The 18628-nt window shown below is 54.7% G+C and carries 14 protein-coding genes; 6 read left to right on the plus strand and 8 right to left on the minus strand.

The genetic code is table 11. The features are described 5' to 3' along the window. The first annotated feature begins 142 nt into the window (after positions 1-142). Genes lptD through apaH form a run of 6 tightly spaced genes read left to right on the plus strand, consistent with a single transcriptional unit; the run spans position 143 to position 6956 of the window. On the plus strand, positions 143-2518 hold the full coding sequence (lptD, locus tag IAI47_RS16070; protein WP_050540837.1) for an LPS assembly protein LptD: 2376 nt from the start codon (positions 143-145) through the stop codon (positions 2516-2518). 54 nt (positions 2519-2572) lie between these two features. Beyond that, the gene (gene surA, locus IAI47_RS16075; protein WP_003854801.1) at positions 2573-3868 is read left to right on the plus strand and encodes a peptidylprolyl isomerase SurA; all 1296 of its coding nucleotides are present in this window, start codon (positions 2573-2575) and stop codon (positions 3866-3868) included. After that, the gene (pdxA, locus tag IAI47_RS16080) at positions 3858-4850 is read left to right on the plus strand and encodes a 4-hydroxythreonine-4-phosphate dehydrogenase PdxA (protein WP_008925562.1); all 993 of its coding nucleotides are present in this window, start codon (positions 3858-3860) and stop codon (positions 4848-4850) included. Before surA ends, pdxA begins: the two co-directional genes overlap by 11 nt. Continuing rightward, positions 4843-5664, plus strand: coding sequence for a 16S rRNA (adenine(1518)-N(6)/adenine(1519)-N(6))-dimethyltransferase RsmA (rsmA, locus tag IAI47_RS16085; protein WP_003854805.1), 822 nt, complete (start codon positions 4843-4845; stop codon positions 5662-5664). Before pdxA ends, rsmA begins: the two co-directional genes overlap by 8 nt. Before the next feature lie 3 nt (positions 5665-5667). Continuing rightward, positions 5668-6045 carry a Co2+/Mg2+ efflux protein ApaG gene (gene apaG / locus IAI47_RS16090; protein WP_003854807.1) on the plus strand — a complete coding sequence of 126 codons (378 nt, stop codon included), beginning with the start codon at positions 5668-5670 and terminating at the stop codon, positions 6043-6045. A gap of 53 nt (positions 6046-6098) precedes the next feature. Continuing rightward, positions 6099-6956, plus strand: coding sequence for a bis(5'-nucleosyl)-tetraphosphatase (symmetrical) ApaH (gene apaH / locus IAI47_RS16095; RefSeq protein ID WP_008925561.1), 858 nt, complete (start codon positions 6099-6101; stop codon positions 6954-6956). Between the two features lie 34 nt (positions 6957-6990). Here the strand turns inward: apaH and IAI47_RS16100 are convergent, their stop codons facing one another. The 8 genes from IAI47_RS16100 to fkpB all read right to left on the minus strand — a co-directional run bounded on the left by IAI47_RS16100 (position 6991) and on the right by fkpB (position 18628). Continuing rightward, positions 6991-8874, minus strand: coding sequence for a PhoX family phosphatase (locus IAI47_RS16100; RefSeq protein WP_008925560.1), 1884 nt, complete (start codon positions 8872-8874; stop codon positions 6991-6993). A 90-nt stretch (positions 8875-8964) separates the two neighbouring features. Next, a complete protein-coding gene (gene folA / locus IAI47_RS16105) occupies positions 8965-9447 on the minus strand; it encodes a type 3 dihydrofolate reductase (protein ID WP_008925559.1) in 483 nt (160 codons plus the stop codon). A gap of 496 nt (positions 9448-9943) precedes the next feature. Further along, on the minus strand, positions 9944-11083 hold the full coding sequence (locus IAI47_RS16110; RefSeq protein WP_008925558.1) for a porin: 1140 nt from the start codon (positions 11081-11083) through the stop codon (positions 9944-9946). Positions 11084-11325: 242 nt separating this feature from the next. Continuing rightward, positions 11326-14553, minus strand: coding sequence for a carbamoyl-phosphate synthase large subunit (gene carB, locus IAI47_RS16115; RefSeq protein WP_003854816.1), 3228 nt, complete (start codon positions 14551-14553; stop codon positions 11326-11328). Between the two features lie 14 nt (positions 14554-14567). Continuing rightward, positions 14568-15716 carry a glutamine-hydrolyzing carbamoyl-phosphate synthase small subunit gene (gene carA, locus IAI47_RS16120; RefSeq protein WP_008925557.1) on the minus strand — a complete coding sequence of 383 codons (1149 nt, stop codon included), beginning with the start codon at positions 15714-15716 and terminating at the stop codon, positions 14568-14570. 469 nt (positions 15717-16185) lie between these two features. Continuing rightward, positions 16186-17001, minus strand: coding sequence for a 4-hydroxy-tetrahydrodipicolinate reductase (gene dapB / locus IAI47_RS16125; protein ID WP_008925556.1), 816 nt, complete (start codon positions 16999-17001; stop codon positions 16186-16188). Between the two features lie 222 nt (positions 17002-17223). After that, entirely contained in the window at positions 17224-18177 is a 954-nt protein-coding gene (gene ispH / locus IAI47_RS16130) for a 4-hydroxy-3-methylbut-2-enyl diphosphate reductase (protein WP_003854823.1), read from the minus strand. Next, positions 18158-18628, minus strand: a complete 471-nt coding sequence (fkpB, locus tag IAI47_RS16135) for an FKBP-type peptidyl-prolyl cis-trans isomerase (protein ID WP_003854824.1) — start codon at positions 18626-18628, stop codon at positions 18158-18160. Before fkpB ends, ispH begins: the two co-directional genes overlap by 20 nt.

An 18628-nucleotide genomic window follows, 5' to 3' on the forward strand; every position in this document is an offset into this window, starting at 1 on the left:
TATCATACCTGTCATTTATCTCAGCGCCTAACGGCAACGCTGACAGACCAGGATTAACACTGGCGCAACGCCGGGCAGTAAGTTAGTCTCTGACCCGATTGTCGGCATGATGCCAGTTTTCATGGAATTCTCGATACCGCGTATGAAAAAACATATACCTACCCTGCTGGCCACACTGATCGGCGCAGCCATTAGCCAGCAAGCCTTTGCCGACGATTTGATGTCGCAGTGTATGTTAGGCGTGCCGAGTTATAACCGCCCGCTGGTCAACGGTGATACCAACCAGCTGCCTGTCACTATTCACTCCGACGCCGCCAAAGGGAACTATCCCAATGATGCGGTCTTTACCGGCAATGTGAATATTGAGCAGGGCAACAGCCGTATGCAGGCGGATGAAGTTCAGCTTCATCAGCGTCAGCAGGAAGGCCAGACGGCGCCAGTGCGTACCGTCGATGCCCTGGGTAATGTGCACTACGATGACAACCAGGTCATCCTGAAAGGTCCGAAAGCCTGGTCAAACCTCAACAGCAAAGATACCAACGTCTGGAACGGTGATTATCAGATGGTGGATCGTCAGGGACGCGGCACCGCCGACCAGATGAAGCTGCGCGGCGATAACCGCTACACCATTCTGGAGAACGGCACCTTTACGTCCTGTCTGCCCGGTTCCAACAGCTGGAGCGTGGTCGGTTCACAAGTCATCCAGGATCGCGAAGAGGAAGTGGCGGAGATCTGGAACGCCCGCTTTAAGCTGGGTCCGGTTCCGGTGTTCTACAGTCCCTATCTGCAGTTACCGATTGGCGATCGTCGTCGATCCGGTTTCCTGATCCCGAATGCAAAATTTGGCAGCAACAACGGCTTTGAGTTCGTGCTGCCTTATTACTGGAACATTGCGCCCCAGGCCGATGCGACCATCACGCCGCACTACATCAGTAAGCGCGGCATGAAATTTGAAAACGAATTCCGTTATCTGACGACGCTGGGTGCCGGTCTGGTCGAATTCGACTACCTTGGCTCCGATAAGCAGTACGATAACGACAAAGCACTTCGTGGCATCGCCGAGGATTCCAGCTCCGACCGCTGGTTGTTCTACTGGCAGCATGCCGGTGTCTATGAACAGCACTGGCGTTTCAACGCCAACTACACCAAAGTCAGCGATCAATACTACTTCAACGATCTCGACTCGAAGTACTACAGCTCCACCGACAACTACGCCACGCAGAAATTCAGCGTTGGTTATGCGGACACCAACTGGGACGCCACACTCTCAGCCAAAGATTTCCAGGTGTTTGGCAGTACTACCAGCAATAACGTCTACCGCGCGATGCCGCAGTTGGATGTTAACCTCTATCAGAATGATATCGGCCCGTTTGATGGCCGGGTTTATGCTCAGGCGGTGAAATTCACCAACGTCAACAGTCGTCTTCCTGAAGCGACCCGTTTACACGTTGAGCCAACCCTGAACCTGCCGCTCTCCAACGGCTGGGCCAGCCTGGATACCGAAGCGAAGTTCCTGGCGACCCACTATCAGCAGACTGACGTTGATTATTATAACAATACGGCCAATGGCTTCAGAGGAAGCAATAGCGGCGAACTGGATGAATCGGTAAACCGCACCCTGCCGCAGTTTAAAGTGGATGGCCGGCTGGTGTTTGACCGCGATATGGACTCCGCAGTGGGTTATACCCAGACGCTGGAACCACGCGTGCAGTATCTTTATATCCCTTACCGCGACCAAAGCAATATCTATCCGTACGACTCTACGCTGCTGCAAACCGACTACACCGGTCTGTTCCGCGATCGTACCTATAGCGGCCTGGATCGCATCGCTTCAGCCAATGAAGTGGCAACCGGTGTTACCTCGCGTATTTATGATAACGATCTGGTTGAACGTTTTAACGTTTCTGTGGGTCAAATCTACTCGTTTACCCCTTCTCGTACTGGTGTGAATCAAACCAATAAAGAAGATGATACCGGCAGTCTGATTTGGGCTGGCGATACATACTGGAAAATCAGCGATCGCTGGGGTGTTCGGGGCGGGCTGCAATATGACACCAAACTCGACAACGTCTCCCAGGGCAATACTGTTCTGGAGTACCGTCGTGATGCCGACCGTATGGTGCAGTTGAGCTACCGCTACAGCAGCCCGGAATATATCGCGGCAGCGTTAAATGACAGCAACCTGGTGACCAATCCTATCTACAAAAATGGGATTTCACAGGTGGGCACCACGGCCAGCTGGCCGATTGCCGATGCATGGTCTGTGGTAGGTGCTTACTACTACGATACCCGCAACAAGCGTCCGGCGTCGCAGCTGGTTGGCCTGCAATACAGCTCATGCTGTTACGCTCTCCGGGTCGGTTACGAGCGCAAAATTAACGGTTGGGAAAACGACGACAGTAAGTACGACAACCAAATCTCATTCAACATTGAGCTGCGTGGTCTGAGTCCTAACTATGGCTTAGGCACCAACGATATGCTGCGTCAGGGCATTATCCCTTACCAGCCTGCTTTCTGATGTTGTGATGTTTAACAGGCAATCCCGCAGTGCGGAACCAACAATGGATAAAGTATGAAGAACTGGAGAATGCTGATTCTTGGTGTGGCAATCAGTGCTAACACCGCGTTCGCAGCACCACAAGTCGTTGATAAAGTTGCAGCCGTGGTCAATAACGGCGTGGTTCTTGAGAGTGACGTGGATGGCATGATGAGCACCGTTAAATCTCAGGCCCAGCAGGCTGGTCAGCAGTTGCCGGATGATAAAACGTTGCGCCATCAGATTCTGGAACGTCAGATCATGGATAACATCATTCTGCAGATGGGTGATAAAGCCGGGGTTCAGATCAGCGATGAGCAGCTGGACCAGGCGATTCAGAACATCGCGGCGCAGAATAAGATGAGCCTTGATCAGCTGCGCAGCCGTCTGGCTTATGACGGCATGAACTACAGCGTTTATCGTTCTCAGATTCGTAAAGAGATGACCATTGCTGAAGTGCGCAACAACGAAGTGCGTCGTCGCATCACGATTCTGCCGCAGGAAGTCGATACGCTGGCGAAACAGATTGGCTCTCAGAACAGTCAGGGCACCGAACTGAACGTCAGCCATATTCTGCTGCCACTGCCGGAAAACCCGACACAACAGCAGGTTGATGAGCAGGAAACGCTGGCGAAACAGCTGGTTGGCGAACTGAAAAATGGCGCTGACTTCGGCAAAATGGCCGTGACCTACTCTGCCGATTCGCAGGCGCTGAAAGGCGGCAACATGGGCTGGGGTAAAATCGAAGAGTTACCGACCCTGTTTGCTCAGGCCCTGTCGAGCGCCAAAAAAGGCGATATCGTCGGTCCGATTCGCTCGGGTGTGGGCTTCCACATCCTGAAAGTGAACGATCTGCGTGGCGAGAACAAAAATGTCTCAGTCACTGAAGTTCATTCACGTCACATTCTGCTGAAGCCATCGCCAATCCTGACAGATGAGCAGGCACGCGCACAGCTGGAGCAGATTGCTAACGATATCCGCAGTGGTAAAACCACCTTCGCGGCGGCGGCTAAGCAGTACTCTGATGATCCGGGTTCAGCGAACCAGGGCGGCGATCTTGGCTGGACCTCTCCGGAAGTCTTTGATCCGGCCTTCCGTGACGCGCTGCTGCGCCTGAAAAAAGGCCAGACCAGCCAGCCGGTTCACTCCTCTTTCGGCTGGCATCTGATTCAGTTGCTGGATACCCGTCAGGTGGACAAAACCGATGCGGCCCAGAAAGAGCGTGCTTACCGTATGCTGTTTAACCGTAAGTTTGCGGAAGAAGCACAGACCTGGATGCAGGAACAACGTGCCAGCGCCTACGTGAAGATTCTGGATGGCAATGCGCAGTAATCACCGTGTGGTGATCACGCCCGGCGAACCTGCCGGGATTGGTCCCGATCTTACCGTTCAGCTGGCCCAGCACTCCTGGCCGGTTGAACTGGTCGTCTGCGCCTCGCCTGCCCTGTTGCAGCAGCGTGCGGCGCAACTCGGTTTACCGCTGACCCTGCGTCCCTATCAGCCTGGCGTGGCCGCTGAGCCACAGCAGGCGGGGACACTGACTATCCTGCCAGTCGAAACGGCCGCGACGGTCACGCCCGGCGAGCTTTGCGTCGCCAACAGTGACTACGTGCTGGCCACGCTGGCGCGTGCCTGTGACGGTTGTCTCGACGGTGAATTCGCGGCCCTGATTACCGGTCCGGTGCACAAAGGCGTCATTAATGATGCCGGCATCGCCTTTACTGGCCATACTGAATTCTTCGCCGATCGCGCAGGCGGCCATCGGGTCGTCATGATGCTGGCGACAGAGCAGCTACGCGTCGCGCTGGCTACTACCCATCTGCCGCTGAAAGATGTCCCCGCTGCGGTGACCCGCGACTGTCTGCATGAAGTGATCACGATTCTTCATCGTGATCTGCAGCAGAAGTTTGCCATTGCCGAGCCGCATATCTACGTCTGTGGTCTTAACCCTCATGCGGGCGAAAGCGGCCACATGGGTCGGGAAGAGATTGAGACCATTACGCCAGCCCTTAATGAACTGCGTCAGCAGGGCATTAAACTGACCGGCCCGCTGCCTGCGGATACCCTTTTCCAGCCTAAATATCTGCAACATGCCGATGCAGTGCTGGCGATGTATCATGACCAGGGTCTGCCGGTACTCAAATTTCAGGGGTTTGGCCGGGCGGTAAATATCACCCTGGGCCTGCCCTTTATCCGGACTTCAGTTGACCACGGCACCGCGCTTGAACTCGCCGGTCTGGGTCAGGCTGAACCGGGCAGCTTCATCACGGCGCTTAACCTCGCCATCACTATGATCAAGAGCAGTAATGAATAATCGCGTCCATCAGGGGCACTACGCCCGTAAACGTTTCGGGCAGAACTTCCTGAACGATCAGTACATTATCGACAGCATTGTCTCCGCCATCCATCCACAGCGCGATGAAGCGCTGGTAGAGATCGGCCCAGGCCTGGGTGCCTTGACCGAGCCGGTAGGCGAACGCCTCGATAAATTAACGGTGATAGAACTGGACCGCGATCTCGCTGCGCGTCTGGAAACGCATCCGTTCCTTGGCCCGAAACTGACTATCTTCCAGCAGGATGCCATGACGTTCGACTTCGCCGCACTGGCGCAGGAGAGAGGCCAGCCGCTGCGGGTATTTGGTAACCTGCCATACAATATTTCGACCCCGCTGATGTTCCACCTTTTCAGCTATACTGGTTCGATCAAAGATATGCACTTCATGCTGCAGAAAGAGGTGGTTAATCGTCTGGTCGCCGGTCCGGGTAATAAAACCTACGGTCGTCTGACGGTAATGGCGCAGTACTACTGCCAGATCATTCCGGTGCTGGAAGTGCCTCCGCACTCCTTTACGCCGCCACCGAAAGTGGACTCTGCCGTGGTGCGTCTGGTGCCGTATGCCGAGCCGCCGTATCCGGTCAGCGATGTGCGTATTTTGAGCCGTATTACCACTGAAGCGTTCGGCCAGCGTCGTAAAACGCTGCGCAACAGCCTGAGCCACATGGTGGCTGCCGGCGCGCTGGAGGAGTTATCCATAGATCCAACCCTGCGTGCCGAGAACGTCTCCGTCGCGCAATATTGTCAGCTGGCGAACTGGCTGGCGAATCATCAGGGAAAATCGCAGGAGTAAGTCATGAGTGAAACGGCCCGCGTCTCCGTCCATGTGCAAAGCCAGTACGTTGCCTCACAATCCTCACCGGATGATGATCGTTACGTCTTCGCCTATACCATTACGATTCGCAATCTGGGCCGTTCCTCAGTGCAACTGCTGGGACGTTACTGGCTGATTACCAACGGTAACGGCCGCGAAACGGAAGTTCAGGGCGAAGGCGTGGTGGGTGAACAACCGCTTATCGCGCCAGGCAATGAGTTTCAGTACACCAGCGGAGCCGTGATCGAAACACCGATGGGCACCATGCAGGGACACTATGTGATGGTCGACGAACAGGGTGACACCTTCCATGTCGAGATCCCGGTGTTCCGCCTCGCCATTCAGACCCACATTCATTAATTCATACGCTTTTTGCCCGTTTAGTCGGGCAGCTTCCTGATGGATAAAACCTTATGAGCACATACCTGATTGGCGACGTTCATGGTTGCTACGACGAATTACGTGCCTTGCTGCAACAGGTTGATTTCAATCCTGAGCAGGATACCCTGTGGCTGACCGGCGACTTAGTGGCGCGGGGTCCGGGCTCACTTGAGGTTCTGCGCTATGTAAAATCGCTGGGCGACGCAGTGCGTCTGGTGCTGGGCAATCACGATTTACATCTGCTGGCGGTCTACGCTGGAATCAGCCGTAATAAGCCCAAAGATCGCCTGACACCGTTGCTGGAAGCGGACGATGCGGATGAGCTGATCAACTGGCTGCGTCGTCAGCCGCTGTTACAGGTTGATGAAGAGAAAAAGCTGGTGATGGGACACGCCGGTATCACACCGCAATGGGATATCGAGACCGCGAAAAAGTGCGCGCGTGAAGTCGAAGCGGTACTTGCCAGCGACAGTTATCCGCTGTTTCTGGATGCGATGTATGGCGACATGCCGAATAACTGGAGTGAAGATCTGACTGGTCTGGCACGTCTGCGCTTCAGCACCAACGCGCTGACCCGCATGCGTTACTGCTTTCCCAATGGTCAGCTGGATATGATCTGCAAAGATGCCCCTGAATCTGCCCTTCCTCCGCTAAAACCCTGGTTTAACATTGCAGGTCCGGTCGCACGTGACTACACCATTGTGTTCGGTCACTGGGCCTCGCTGGAAGGCAAAGGGACGCCTGAGGGAATCATCGGTCTGGATACCGGTTGCTGCTGGGGCGGAACGCTGACGCTGCTGCACTGGGAAACGCAGCGCTATATGGTGCAGCCCTCCAATCGCGAAAAAGCGCTGGCCTCCAGCGAAAGTCTGGCACCGCCCGCGCTATAACGGCGATGCTGGCCGGCAAGGCCAGCATCCTCTCTTATGCGCCGATAATGCCGCCATCTTCGCGGGTGATCATGATCACTGACGACCGGGGACGCGGACTGTTATCGGGAAAGTGCGAGTCACCCTCTTCGCCGGGATGCTGCACATTGACGAACAGCGTTTTGTAATCTGGCGTGAAGGTGATGCCCGTCAGCTCGCATGATTTGGGGCCAACCATGAACCGGCGGATCTCCCCACTATCCGGATCCCCTACCAGCATCTGATTGTTCCCCTGCCCCTGATAATCCTCTTTATTACTGTACTTGCCATCGGTCAGGATCCATAACCGCCCGTGCGCATCAAACCCCAGACCATCGGGACTGTTAAAGGTGTTTTCAGCGGTGATGTTAGGTGTACCGCGATAGATCCCTTCAGGATGCGCGATCGGATTGCCGCACAACGCATAGATATCCCACTCAAACGCCTGCGCCGTGGCATCGCCCTTTTCATCCCAGCGGATAATCTGGCCGTAGATATTTTTAGGACGCGGATTCGCCGCATTAACCGGCATGCCTTCATTGCCGCGTTTGTTATTGTTAGTCAGCGTGCAGTAAGCACGACCATCATGCGGGTTAACAGCAATCCACTCTGGCCGGTCCATCCGCGTGGCGTTAACCACATCAGCCGCCGCACGCGCATTAATCAGAATATCGGCCTGACTGTTAAACCCCTTTTCAGCGGTGAGTCCATTTTCACCCCACTTCAGCGCCAGCCAGCGGCCGGTACCTTTCAGCGGCGTGCCCTGCGCATCGCCATTGAACTGCGCCACATAGAGCGTGCCTTTATCCAGCAGTCCGTGATTGGCTTTGGCATCATCCGGGATGACGTTGTCGTCTGAGACATATTTATAGATATACTCGCCGCGCTCATCGTCGCCCATGTAAACCACCAGCTGACCGGTTTTAGCGACCGTAACGGCGGCATTTTCGTGCTTGAAGCGCCCCAGTGCAGTGCGTTTTACCGGCACGGAGTGAGGATCAAAGGGATCGATTTCGACAATCCAGCCGTGGCGGTTAAATTCATTGGGGTTTTTGGCGATGTCGAAACGGGGATCAAAGTCGGCCCAGTTACGCTCTGGCTCGGCGGCATTCAGGGTATAGCGCTTTTGCTGCGGCGTTGGCGTAAAGTCCGCCTGATGGGTACCAAAGTAGGTGTCGTAGTTCTCTTCACAGGTGAGATAAGTCCCCCACGGCGTTTTACCGTTGGCACAGTTACCAAAGGTGCCAAGGACATGCATTCCCTGTGGATCGGCGGCGGTCTGCAGCGCTTTATCGCCCGCTGCCGGACCGGAAAAGCGCATCGGAGTATTGGCGGTAATACGGCGGTTGAACTCAGAAGGACGCACCACCTGCCAGCGATTGTCCTCATCCCGTTTGACTTCAACGATGGAGATGCCGTGCGCCGCCTGCGACTTTTTCACATCTTCCAGGCTGGTCGCTTTGCTGCCGCCGTGGGCGAACAGCGTCGGCTCATTCACATATTCATTGTTGATCGCCATGACGCCACGCTGGTCATTAATGGCGAAGAAGCTCATACCGTCGTTGTTGTCACCGAACTGCTTTTCCTGATCTTCCGCGCTGTTATTGCCGTGCGGATCAAATGCGACGGCGCCATTCACCAGCGGATCTCCCCAGGAGATCAGCACGTCTGCGCGATAGCCGGGGGCCACCACAACCTCATCGGCGGTGGATGCGGCAATCCCCTGAAAGCCCAGCAATGGGCTTCCCGCTGGCTTCTCCTGCGCCAGTGCGCTTCCTGAGAGTGTGAGGCCGCCGCTGAGAAAGCCGGTCAGCCCGAGAGCGCCGGAACCGGCAATGAATTTACGACGAAGAGGATCACGCAGACGGTCAGTGCTTAATGCGGAGAGTTCGGTTTTCATTATTAATTGCTTCCTTCATGAAGATCCCAGAAAAGAAGCAATGCTAATGAACAGAGATGACAGCCAGGTTACAGTCTGGCAAAGGGAGGATCAGCAACGACGGTCAAGGATCTCAAAGCAGTAGCTGTGGGAGTTCTGCTCGTCAGCATCGTGAAACTCGCTGAACGTAGACTGCCACTCATCCGGCTCGTAATCCGGGAACTGTGTATCACCTTCAACTTCTGCATCAATGTGCGTCAGATAGAGACGATCGGCGCGCTTCAGCATCTGCTCATAGACGCGTCCACCGCCAATCACCATGATCTCTTCAGCATCACCGGCTGCCTGTATCGCCTCATCCAGGGAGGTGACCCAGGTGACGCCTTCCGTGGTGCCCGGCTGGCTGCTGACCACGATGTTCAGTCGGCCAGGTAACGGACGACCAATAGATTCAAAGGTCAGTCGACCCATAATGACCGGTTTCTTCAGCGTATTGCGCTTGAACCACGCCAGATCTGCAGGCAGGTCCCACGGCATGGCGTTCTCCATTCCAATAATGCGATCTGCTGCTAATGCCGCGATAAGACTAATCATGTTAACCACTCACTGAAAAAATTGGCGCCATGATACGTAAAGGTGAAACTTTCGTCGATAGGGGAAAAGGTCTATTTGCGTAAAGCTTTTCATGATGCCGCTTTTCATGCCCTGTGCAGCGTTTTTCACCGCGTAATCGCGTCAGTTTGCCGCAGCTCGCCAGCGACTGGCCTCAGGCTGGCACAAAAAGCGTGCGCAAAAGGAAACGGCTCCCGGAGGAGCCGTAAAGCCTGGTCTGGCTAGCGGTAAGATCGGTGCAGCACAGGGAACACAGTCAGATCGGAAACACGCAAAAGCTGTCATCCATGACCGCTCGGCCCGCGCGATTACGCACCTCATCCCTGAGGTGCGCCCGTATACGGGCCAACGCTTTGCGTTGTTCAAAACGCTCCCGGCGTTTTTTTCCATGGCGCGGGACGCTTTCCTCCTCTGCCTGTGTTCCCTGCCCGTTAAGATCGTTTATCGCTGCAAGCCTGATTAAGGCTCGTCAGGATGATCAGAAGTCGTAGCGCAGACGCACCAGATTCATATCACCCAGATTATCGGTGCTGGAGGTGAAGACATGTTCGTAGTCAACACGGAAGCCGTAGTCGAGGAACAGCACCACACCCAGACCGTTGTCGATGCGCTGGTAATCACGACCGGTCATGACCTCAATGCGATCACCCATAACATAAGGCTGAACCGCTTTCAGACCATACTGCCCCACCGGGATTTTGTAACCAGCGAAATATTCAACGCCCCACGCATCGCCAGCAAAGTAGTTACGCGCGTCTTTGCGTTTGGTCGTCATGAAGTTCTGATACCAGCCACCACCGGCTGACAGCGTCCAGTTGCCTGGTGTCCAGCTTAATGCAGAGCCGTAAATGTTCTGATCGTAATCGCGGCTGTCGCCATTGTTCGGGTTACGCATCGCCGCGCGGGTGTAGTTCCACGCCGTGCCCCAGCTCAGTTCATCAGAGATATGGTAATCCACGCCCAGCGAGCCGCCGCCTTTGCGCTTATAGCGCAGGCCATTGCCTGGCAGATATTCGTTATCGTCGAACAGATAAGAGGCGTAAATATCCGCATCGCCGAAGGTGTTTTTATATTTCAGCTGCTTGCGTGAACGGTAAGATCCGTCGTAGTCACCGTTGATTCCGTTGCCCGGTGCCTGGCCGATCATGTCGTAATCCCAGATATCGGTCTTGGCGCCCACAGTGTCATAATACACGCTGTTCTGCTGACCAAAGGTAAACTGACCCCAGGTTTTGCTTTTCAGACCGGTGTAGAGCTGGCGACGCGTGGTGTTATTGGCACCGTCAGCATAGTGGCGATCCCAGCCGAAAACTGCCGGGACGTTAACGCCCAGCTCGTAATAGCTGATCCAGCTCACGTCATCAAACAGGTAATAGTCAGCACCGAAACGGAAACGGGTGCCGCCATCAAAACCGTCACGCTTGTAAGATTTGTCATCCACGCCGGTCTGATGATTGAACTGAGCACGAATGCTGCCGCCAACCTTAAAATTAAGACGGCTAAGCGGATCGCCCGCCTGCGGATCCTGCTTTAACAACGTCACTTCCGCCTGGCTGGCGAAAGGAAGAATAGCCATCAGTGCAGCCACTGCACTCAGAGAAAAAGTACGCATTTTCATTTTTTAATTATGTCCTGATACGCTCCAGTGATGAGCGGCAGGCATAGTACTGGCGAAAAATCCGTACAGGAAGTGTTTATATTATAAATTTGTGCGAACCAGCCCCATTCGCACCTAAAGCTAAAAAATTAAGCCAAATCAGTCACTTTAACACAAATCCCAACCCCTTCCCGGACCTGACTTTCAGATTATCGCCAGTGAAAGGGCCAAAAAAAACGGCTCCCGGAGGAGCCGTTTTCACATTACATCGCCTTTATCTGGGCATGCATTTCCTGCACGGAGATAACCTGTTCCGTCGGATCTGCATTCAGCGCCATCGCAGTCGCGAAACCGCCGTTCAGCGTAGTGTCGTAGTGCACTTTATACTGCAGTGCGCTACGGCGAATCAGCTTCGAATCTTCAATCGCCTGACGACCCGCCGTGGTATTCACGATGTAGCTATACTCGCCATTCTTCAGACGGTCCTGAATATGCGGACGACCTTCATGCACCTTGTTAACCAGGCGCGGATTAATGCCCGCCTCGCCCAGTACCACCGCCGTGCCGTGAGTCGCATCCAGTTCAAAACCGAACTTCTGCAGCTTAGCCGCCAGGTCAACGATACGTTTCTTGTCGCCTTCACGCACCGACAACAGCGCACGGCCCGACTTCTTCATATTGCTCTGTGCGCCCAGCATCGCTTTCGAGAACGCCTCAGCGAACGTGCGGCCCACACCCATGACTTCACCGGTAGAGCGCATTTCTGGTCCCAGAATCGGGTCAACGCCCTGGAACTTGTTGAACGGCAGCACCACTTCTTTAACGGAGTAGTAAGGCGGAATCACCTCTTCAGTGACGCCCTGCTCTGCCAGCGTTTTACCTGCCATCACGCGCGCGGCCACTTTCGCCAGCGGTACACCCGTCGCTTTAGAGACGAACGGAACGGTACGCGCCGCACGTGGGTTGACTTCAATCAGGTAGACTTCGTTGTCTTTCACCGCGAACTGGACGTTCATCAGGCCGCGAACATTCAGCTCGAATGCCAGCTTCTCAACCTGCTGGCGCATCACATTCTGAATCTCCTGACTCAGCGTGTAGGCCGGCAGTGAACAGGCGGAGTCACCGGAGTGAACACCAGCCTGCTCGATGTGTTCCATGATGCCACCAATCAGCACCCGCTCGCCGTCGCAGATCGCATCCACATCCACTTCGACCGCATCATCCAGGAAGCGATCCAGCAGCACCGGCGCATCGTTGGAAACCGAAACCGCCGTCTGGAAGTAGCGCTTCAGGTCGATTTCATCGTAGACGATCTCCATGGCACGGCCGCCCAGCACATAAGAAGGACGGACCACCAGCGGATAACCCAGGCCAGCAGCTTTCTCCACCGCCTGCTCCAGCGTCGCGACGGTGGCGTTAGCCGGTTGCTTCAGATTCAGGCGATCAACCGCCTGCTGGAAACGTTCACGGTCTTCAGCACGGTCAATGGAATCCGGGCTGGTGCCGATAACCGGTACGCCTGCGGCTTCCAGCGCACGCGCCAGTTTCAGCGGGGTCTGACCGCCATACTGCACGATCACGCCTTTTGGCTGCTCGATGCGCACAATCTCCAGCACATCTTCCAGCGTAACCGGCTCGAAGTAGAGGCGATCGGAGGTGTCGTAGTCGGTCGAAACGGTTTCCGGGTTACAGTTAACCATAATGGTCTGGTAGCCATCTTCACGCAGCGCCAGTGCGGCGTGAACGCAGCAGTAGTCGAATTCAATTCCCTGGCCGATACGGTTGGGTCCACCACCCAGAATCATGATTTTTTCACGATCCGGACTCGGATTGGCTTCGCACTCCTCCTCATAGGTGGAGTACATGTAGGCCGTGTCCGTCGCGAACTCTGCGGCACAGGTATCTACGCGCTTGTAAACCGGGTGCAGATTAAACTGCTGACGCAGCTTGCGGATTTCGCTCTCCGCCACACCCGCCAGCGTCGCCAGCCGTGCATCGGCAAAGCCTTTACGCTTCAGCGTGCGCAGGAAATTCGCATCCAGGCTATTAACGCCTTCGCGGGCGACCTGATCTTCCAGTTTAACTAGCTCTTCAATCTGCACCAGGAACCAGCGGTCAATGTTGGTCAGATTGAACACGCCATCGACGGACATGCCTGCACGGAAAGCATCTGCGATATACCAGATACGGTCTGAACCGGCATCTTTCAGCTCACGACGGATGCGGGTTAACGCTTCCGGGTCATCGAGGTGCACTTTCGGGTCGAAGCCGTTAGCGCCTACTTCCAGGCCGCGCAGCGCTTTCTGCATGGACTCCTGGAAGGTACGGCCAATCGCCATCACTTCGCCGACCGACTTCATCTGCGTGGTCAGGCGATCGTTGGCACCGGCAAATTTTTCGAAGTTGAAACGTGGGATCTTGGTAACAACGTAGTCGATTGAAGGCTCGAACGAGGCAGGCGTTAAACCGCCGGTGATATCGTTCATCAGCTCGTCGAGGGTATAGCCAACCGCCAGTTTGGCCGCCACTTTAGCAATCGGGAAGCCGGTCGCTTTTGACGCCAGCGCTGAGGAGCGTGACACGCGCGGGTTCATCTCGATGACAATCAGTCGGCCATCTTTCGGGTTAACGGAGAACTGCACGTTGGAGCCGCCGGTTTCAACACCGATCTCACGCAGTACCGCCAGCGAGGCGTTACGCATGATTTGATACTCTTTGTCAGTCAGCGTCTGGGCAGGCGCTACCGTGATGGAGTCACCGGTGTGAATCCCCATTGCGTCGAAGTTTTCGATTGAGCAGACGATGATGCAGTTATCGTTTTTATCGCGCACCACTTCCATCTCATACTCTTTCCAGCCAATCAGCGACTCATCAATCAGCAGCTCATTGGTGGGAGAGAGATCGAGACCGCGTTCACAAATCTCTTCAAACTCTTCGCGGTTGTAAGCGATGCCGCCACCGGTGCCGCCCATGGTAAAGGAAGGACGGATAATGCACGGGAAGCCAACATCTTCTGCCACGGCCAGCGCTTCTTCCATAGTGTGTGCGATGCCGGAGCGCGCCGTATCCAGACCAATGCTTTTCATCGCCACGTCGAAACGACGACGATCTTCTGCTTTGTCGATCGCATCAGCAGTCGCACCAATCATGGTGACGCCAAACTCTTCCAGCACGCCATGACGTTCCAGCTCCAGCGCACAGTTCAGCGCTGTCTGTCCGCCCATGGTGGGCAGTACTGCATCCGGGCGCTCTTTTTCGATGATTTTGCGCACCACTTCCCAGTGAATCGGCTCAATGTAGGTCGCATCAGCCATTTCCGGGTCAGTCATGATCGTCGCCGGGTTGGAGTTCACCAGAATGACGCGGTAACCCTCTTCACGCAGCGCTTTACACGCCTGCGCACCGGAATAGTCAAATTCGCAGGCCTGGCCGATCACAATCGGACCGGCACCAAGAATCAGGATGGATTTTAGGTCTGTACGTTTTGGCATGAATTAGCTCCTGATTACTTCGCTTGCAGACGGAATGCGTCAATCAATTCAATAAAGTGGTCAAACAGCGGCGCAGCATCACCCGGCCCCGGGCTGGCTTCCGGGTGACCCTGGAAGCTGAATGCTGGCTTGTCAGTGCGATGGATGCCCTGCACGGTTTTATCGAACAACGAAATGTGGGTCACACGCAGGTTCGCTGGCAGATTGTTCTCGTCGACCGCAAAACCGTGGTTCTGCGCGGTGATCATCACGCGGTTATTTTCGAGATCTTTCACCGGATGGTTACCACCATGGTGGCCGAGTTTCATCTTCACGGTTTTAGCACCGCTGGCCAGCGCCAGCAGCTGATGACCCAGGCAGATACCGAACACCGGAATATCTGTCTTCAGGAAGTCCTGAATCGCGCTGATCGCGTAGTCGCACGGCTCCGGGTCACCAGGACCGTTGGAGAGGAAAATGCCATCCGGATTCAGCTTCAGCACCTCTTCAGCTGGCGTCTGTGCCGGAACCACAGTCAGACGGCAGCCGCGATCGACCAGCATACGCAGAATGTTGCGCTTGGCGCCGTAGTCATAAGCCACCACGTGATATGGCAGCGACTCCGCAGCAGCCTGCTCTGGCAGACCTGCGTCCAGTGTCCAGCTGCCCTGCTGCCAGCTGTAAGTCTCAGTGGTGCAGACCTCTTTCGCCAGATCCATTCCTTTCAGTCCCGGGAATGCCTGGGCCTTTTGCAGCGCCAGTGCGGCATCCGGATTGTCGCCGGCAATAATGCAGCCGTTCTGCGCCCCTTTCTCACGCAGCAAGCGCGTCAGCTTGCGGGTATCGATATCGGCAATCGCCACAATGTTGTTGCGCTGCAGGTAGGCCGACAGGCCTTCTTCGCTACGGAAGTTGCTGGCAATCAGCGGCAGGTCACGAATAACCAGGCCCTGCGCATGAATCTGGCTGGATTCTTCGTCGGCGGCATTGGCACCGACATTACCGATATGGGGATAAGTGAGAGTAACGATTTGGCGGGAATAGGAAGGATCAGTGAGGATTTCTTGATAGCCGGTCATTGAAGTGTTGAAAACGACTTCTCCCACTGCCGATCCTGTTGCCCCGATGGCCCGACCGTGGAATTGGGTTCCGTCTTCCAGAACCAGGATTGCTGACTTTATCAAAACATCCTCCAGGGAATAAACAGTCAATATATCTGCATATTAATTCAAAATAGCCGCCTGAATCAATGCAAAAACCGCCTGAATTGTCGATTTTTGGCAAATTGCGCGCATTCTAATGACAGCCCTGGTCATTGTCTACCCTGCAGCGGGATTTTTTCACACTTATCTGCCTTATGAGGTAAAAAACAGGTATGAGCGGCAAAAAGAGAGGAAAACCCGGCAGAATAATCGTTTGCCAGGCGACATAAAAACGAAACCGGCTTAAGCGGCCCCTTATTTTTGACCAAATGGTCAAAAACGGCGTCCATCAGGGAAAATAAATGAAGAAAAGATGGGAAAACAACAACCAGAAAGTAATTTTGAATCAGAATGGATATTTTAAGATAAAATTAAGGGCAATGAAAACATTGCCCCTTTTCAATCAAGGTATTAACGATTGAAATAACCACATCACGATGGTTCACAACACTCACAACATCGACAAATCCAGCACGTCACGCATATCAAACAAACCAGATTTCTTATCTTTTAGCCATAAAGCTGACTTAACGGCGCCATTTGCAAAGGTCATGCGACTTGAGGCCTTGTGGGTAATCTCTACACGCTCACCGATATCTGCAAACATCGCCGTATGCTCACCCACGATGTCACCCGCGCGAACCGTAGCAAAACCAATGGTCTGTGGCTGGCGTTCACCGGTGTAGCCTTCACGCGTATAAACCGCATGCTCGTCCAGTTTCCACTGCATGGCATCGGCTATCGCCTCACCCATCGCCAGCGCGGTGCCAGACGGCGCATCCACTTTATGGCGGTGATGGGCTTCGACAATCTCAATATCCGCATATTCACCCATGACTTTGGCAGCCTTCTCCAGCAGCTTCAGCACCAGGTTAACCCCCACGCTGAAGTTAGCGGCAAAGACAATGGCGATATCTTCCGCCGCCGCGCGAATGGCTGCTTTGCCTGCCTCATCAAAACCGGTGGTGCCAATCACCATCGCTTTTCCGTGCTCACGGCAGATCGCCATATACTCCAGCGTGCCTTCCGGACGGGTGAAGTCGATCAGCACATCAAAGTCGTTAGTCACCGCGCGTAAATCGTCAGCGATGAGGATGCCATTCTTTCCGATGCCCGCTAATTCACCAGCGTCGCTGCCGATCAGCGATGAGCCTGGACGGGCCAGTGCCGCACCCAGCTCAACGCCTTCTGCCTGCTGCGTCGCCAGAATCAGATTACGGCCCATACGGCCCGGCGCGCCCACAATAGCAATCCGGATAGTGTTCATATTTATTCATTCCTAAAACAAAACTATGCATCCAAAGCGTCATCAGGTTAACGGTGAGTTAACAGTCACGCCACTAATAATCCATGATAATAAGAATTTTATGCCAGCCGCCTGTGATTATCAGTAAAAGCAATCATCGCAGTGAACAACGGCATTTCAGCCGGGCTATAAAAACAAAAAAGACCGAACAGAGTCGGCCTTTTTATCAGTCATATCGAAGCGTTACTGCACGTTACGTACGTCGACGCGCAGCTCTTTAGGCACTTCAAAAACAATATTCTCTTCACGGCCAATCAGCTCAATCGCCGCTTCGCCACCCAGCTCACGTAACCGCTGGATCACCTGCTGCACCAGAATATCGGGGGCTGAAGCACCTGCGGTAACGCCGATGCAGGCCACGCCTTTTACCCACTCTTCCTGTATATCATCGGCAGAATCGATCAGCTTCGCCAGTTTACCGGCACGCTGTGCCAGCTCGGCCAGACGGTTAGAGTTCGAGGAGTTTTTCGAACCGACCACCAGCACCACTTCCGCATCTTTCGCCAGTGTACGAACGGCTTCCTGACGGTTGGTGGTGGCGTAGCAGATATCATCTTTACGCGGCCCGATGATCGCCGGGAAACGCTGACGCAGGGCATCAATGATGTCTGAAGTGTCATCCACAGAAAGCGTGGTCTGCGTCATGAAGCTCAGATTGTTTTCGTCTTTGACGGTCAGTCTGAAGACATCTTCCGGCGACTCCACCAGATACATGCCACCATTGGGGTTGTTGTATTGCCCCATGGTGCCTTCAACTTCCGGATGACCCGCGTGACCAATCAGAATCGCTTCCACGCCTTTACGGCTGGCGCGTGCGACTTCCATATGAACTTTGGTGACCAGCGGACAGGTAGCATCGAACAGCATGGTCAGATTGCGCGCTTTAGCTTCGGCACGCACCGCCTGTGAAACCCCGTGCGCGGAGAAGATCAGAATGGCGTTATCCGGCACTTCGCTGATCTCTTCAATAAAGATGGCACCGCGCTCACGCAGGCTGTTCACCACGTAACGGTTATGCACCACTTCGTGACGGACGTAGATGGGCGCGCCATACATCTCCAGCGCGCGCTCAACAATACTGATGGCGCGATCAACGCCAGCGCAGAAGCCGCGCGGATTAGCTAACAGGATTTGCATCGTTCGTCTCCAGTGCCGGATCGATTTCCAGCACTTCTACATCAAACTGAATACGGCGACCCGCCAGCGGATGGTTGAAATCGACGGTGATAGAATCACCGGAGACTTCGCGGATCACGCCTGGCATTTCACTGCCGCCCATGCCGCTGAACAGCATGATGGCACCCACTTCCGGTTCGCCTGCATCAATAAAGTCCCGACGCGAGAAATACTGGATCAGGTCAGGGCTGACGCCACCAAAGGCATCTTCCGGTTCCAGAGTAAACTGTTTAGTCTGACCCGCTTTCAGCCCCAGCAATGCCTGCTCAAGCGCTGCAGAGAGGCTGCCATCACCAAGACGGAACAGCGCGGGCTTGCCGTTTGCACGGGTCGATTCCGCCGTCGAGCCATCTTCCAGCTTCAGCGTAAAATGCACCAACACCGCGCTTTCGCGCTGCACGAACTCAGTCAT

This window comes from Pantoea sp. MT58 (genome assembly GCF_014495885.1).
GTDB lineage: Bacteria > Pseudomonadota > Gammaproteobacteria > Enterobacterales > Enterobacteriaceae > Pantoea > Pantoea eucalypti.

Coding starts and splice junctions, on each gene's coding strand:
- lptD (WP_050540837.1), top strand. CDS start 143: ATGAAAAAACATATACCTACCCTGCTGGCCACACTGATCGGCGCAGCC.
- surA (WP_003854801.1), top strand. CDS start 2,573: ATGAAGAACTGGAGAATGCTGATTCTTGGTGTGGCAATCAGTGCTAAC.
- pdxA (WP_008925562.1), top strand. CDS start 3,858: ATGCGCAGTAATCACCGTGTGGTGATCACGCCCGGCGAACCTGCCGGG.
- rsmA (WP_003854805.1), top strand. CDS start 4,843: ATGAATAATCGCGTCCATCAGGGGCACTACGCCCGTAAACGTTTCGGG.
- apaG (WP_003854807.1), top strand. CDS start 5,668: ATGAGTGAAACGGCCCGCGTCTCCGTCCATGTGCAAAGCCAGTACGTT.
- apaH (WP_008925561.1), top strand. CDS start 6,099: ATGAGCACATACCTGATTGGCGACGTTCATGGTTGCTACGACGAATTA.
- IAI47_RS16100 (WP_008925560.1), bottom strand. CDS start 8,874: ATGAAAACCGAACTCTCCGCATTAAGCACTGACCGTCTGCGTGATCCT.
- folA (WP_008925559.1), bottom strand. CDS start 9,447: ATGATTAGTCTTATCGCGGCATTAGCAGCAGATCGCATTATTGGAATG.
- IAI47_RS16110 (WP_008925558.1), bottom strand. CDS start 11,083: ATGAAAATGCGTACTTTTTCTCTGAGTGCAGTGGCTGCACTGATGGCT.
- carB (WP_003854816.1), bottom strand. CDS start 14,553: ATGCCAAAACGTACAGACCTAAAATCCATCCTGATTCTTGGTGCCGGT.
- dapB (WP_008925556.1), bottom strand. CDS start 17,001: ATGAACACTATCCGGATTGCTATTGTGGGCGCGCCGGGCCGTATGGGC.
- ispH (WP_003854823.1), bottom strand. CDS start 18,177: ATGCAAATCCTGTTAGCTAATCCGCGCGGCTTCTGCGCTGGCGTTGAT.
- fkpB (WP_003854824.1), bottom strand. CDS start 18,628: ATGACTGAGTTCGTGCAGCGCGAAAGCGCGGTGTTGGTGCATTTTACG.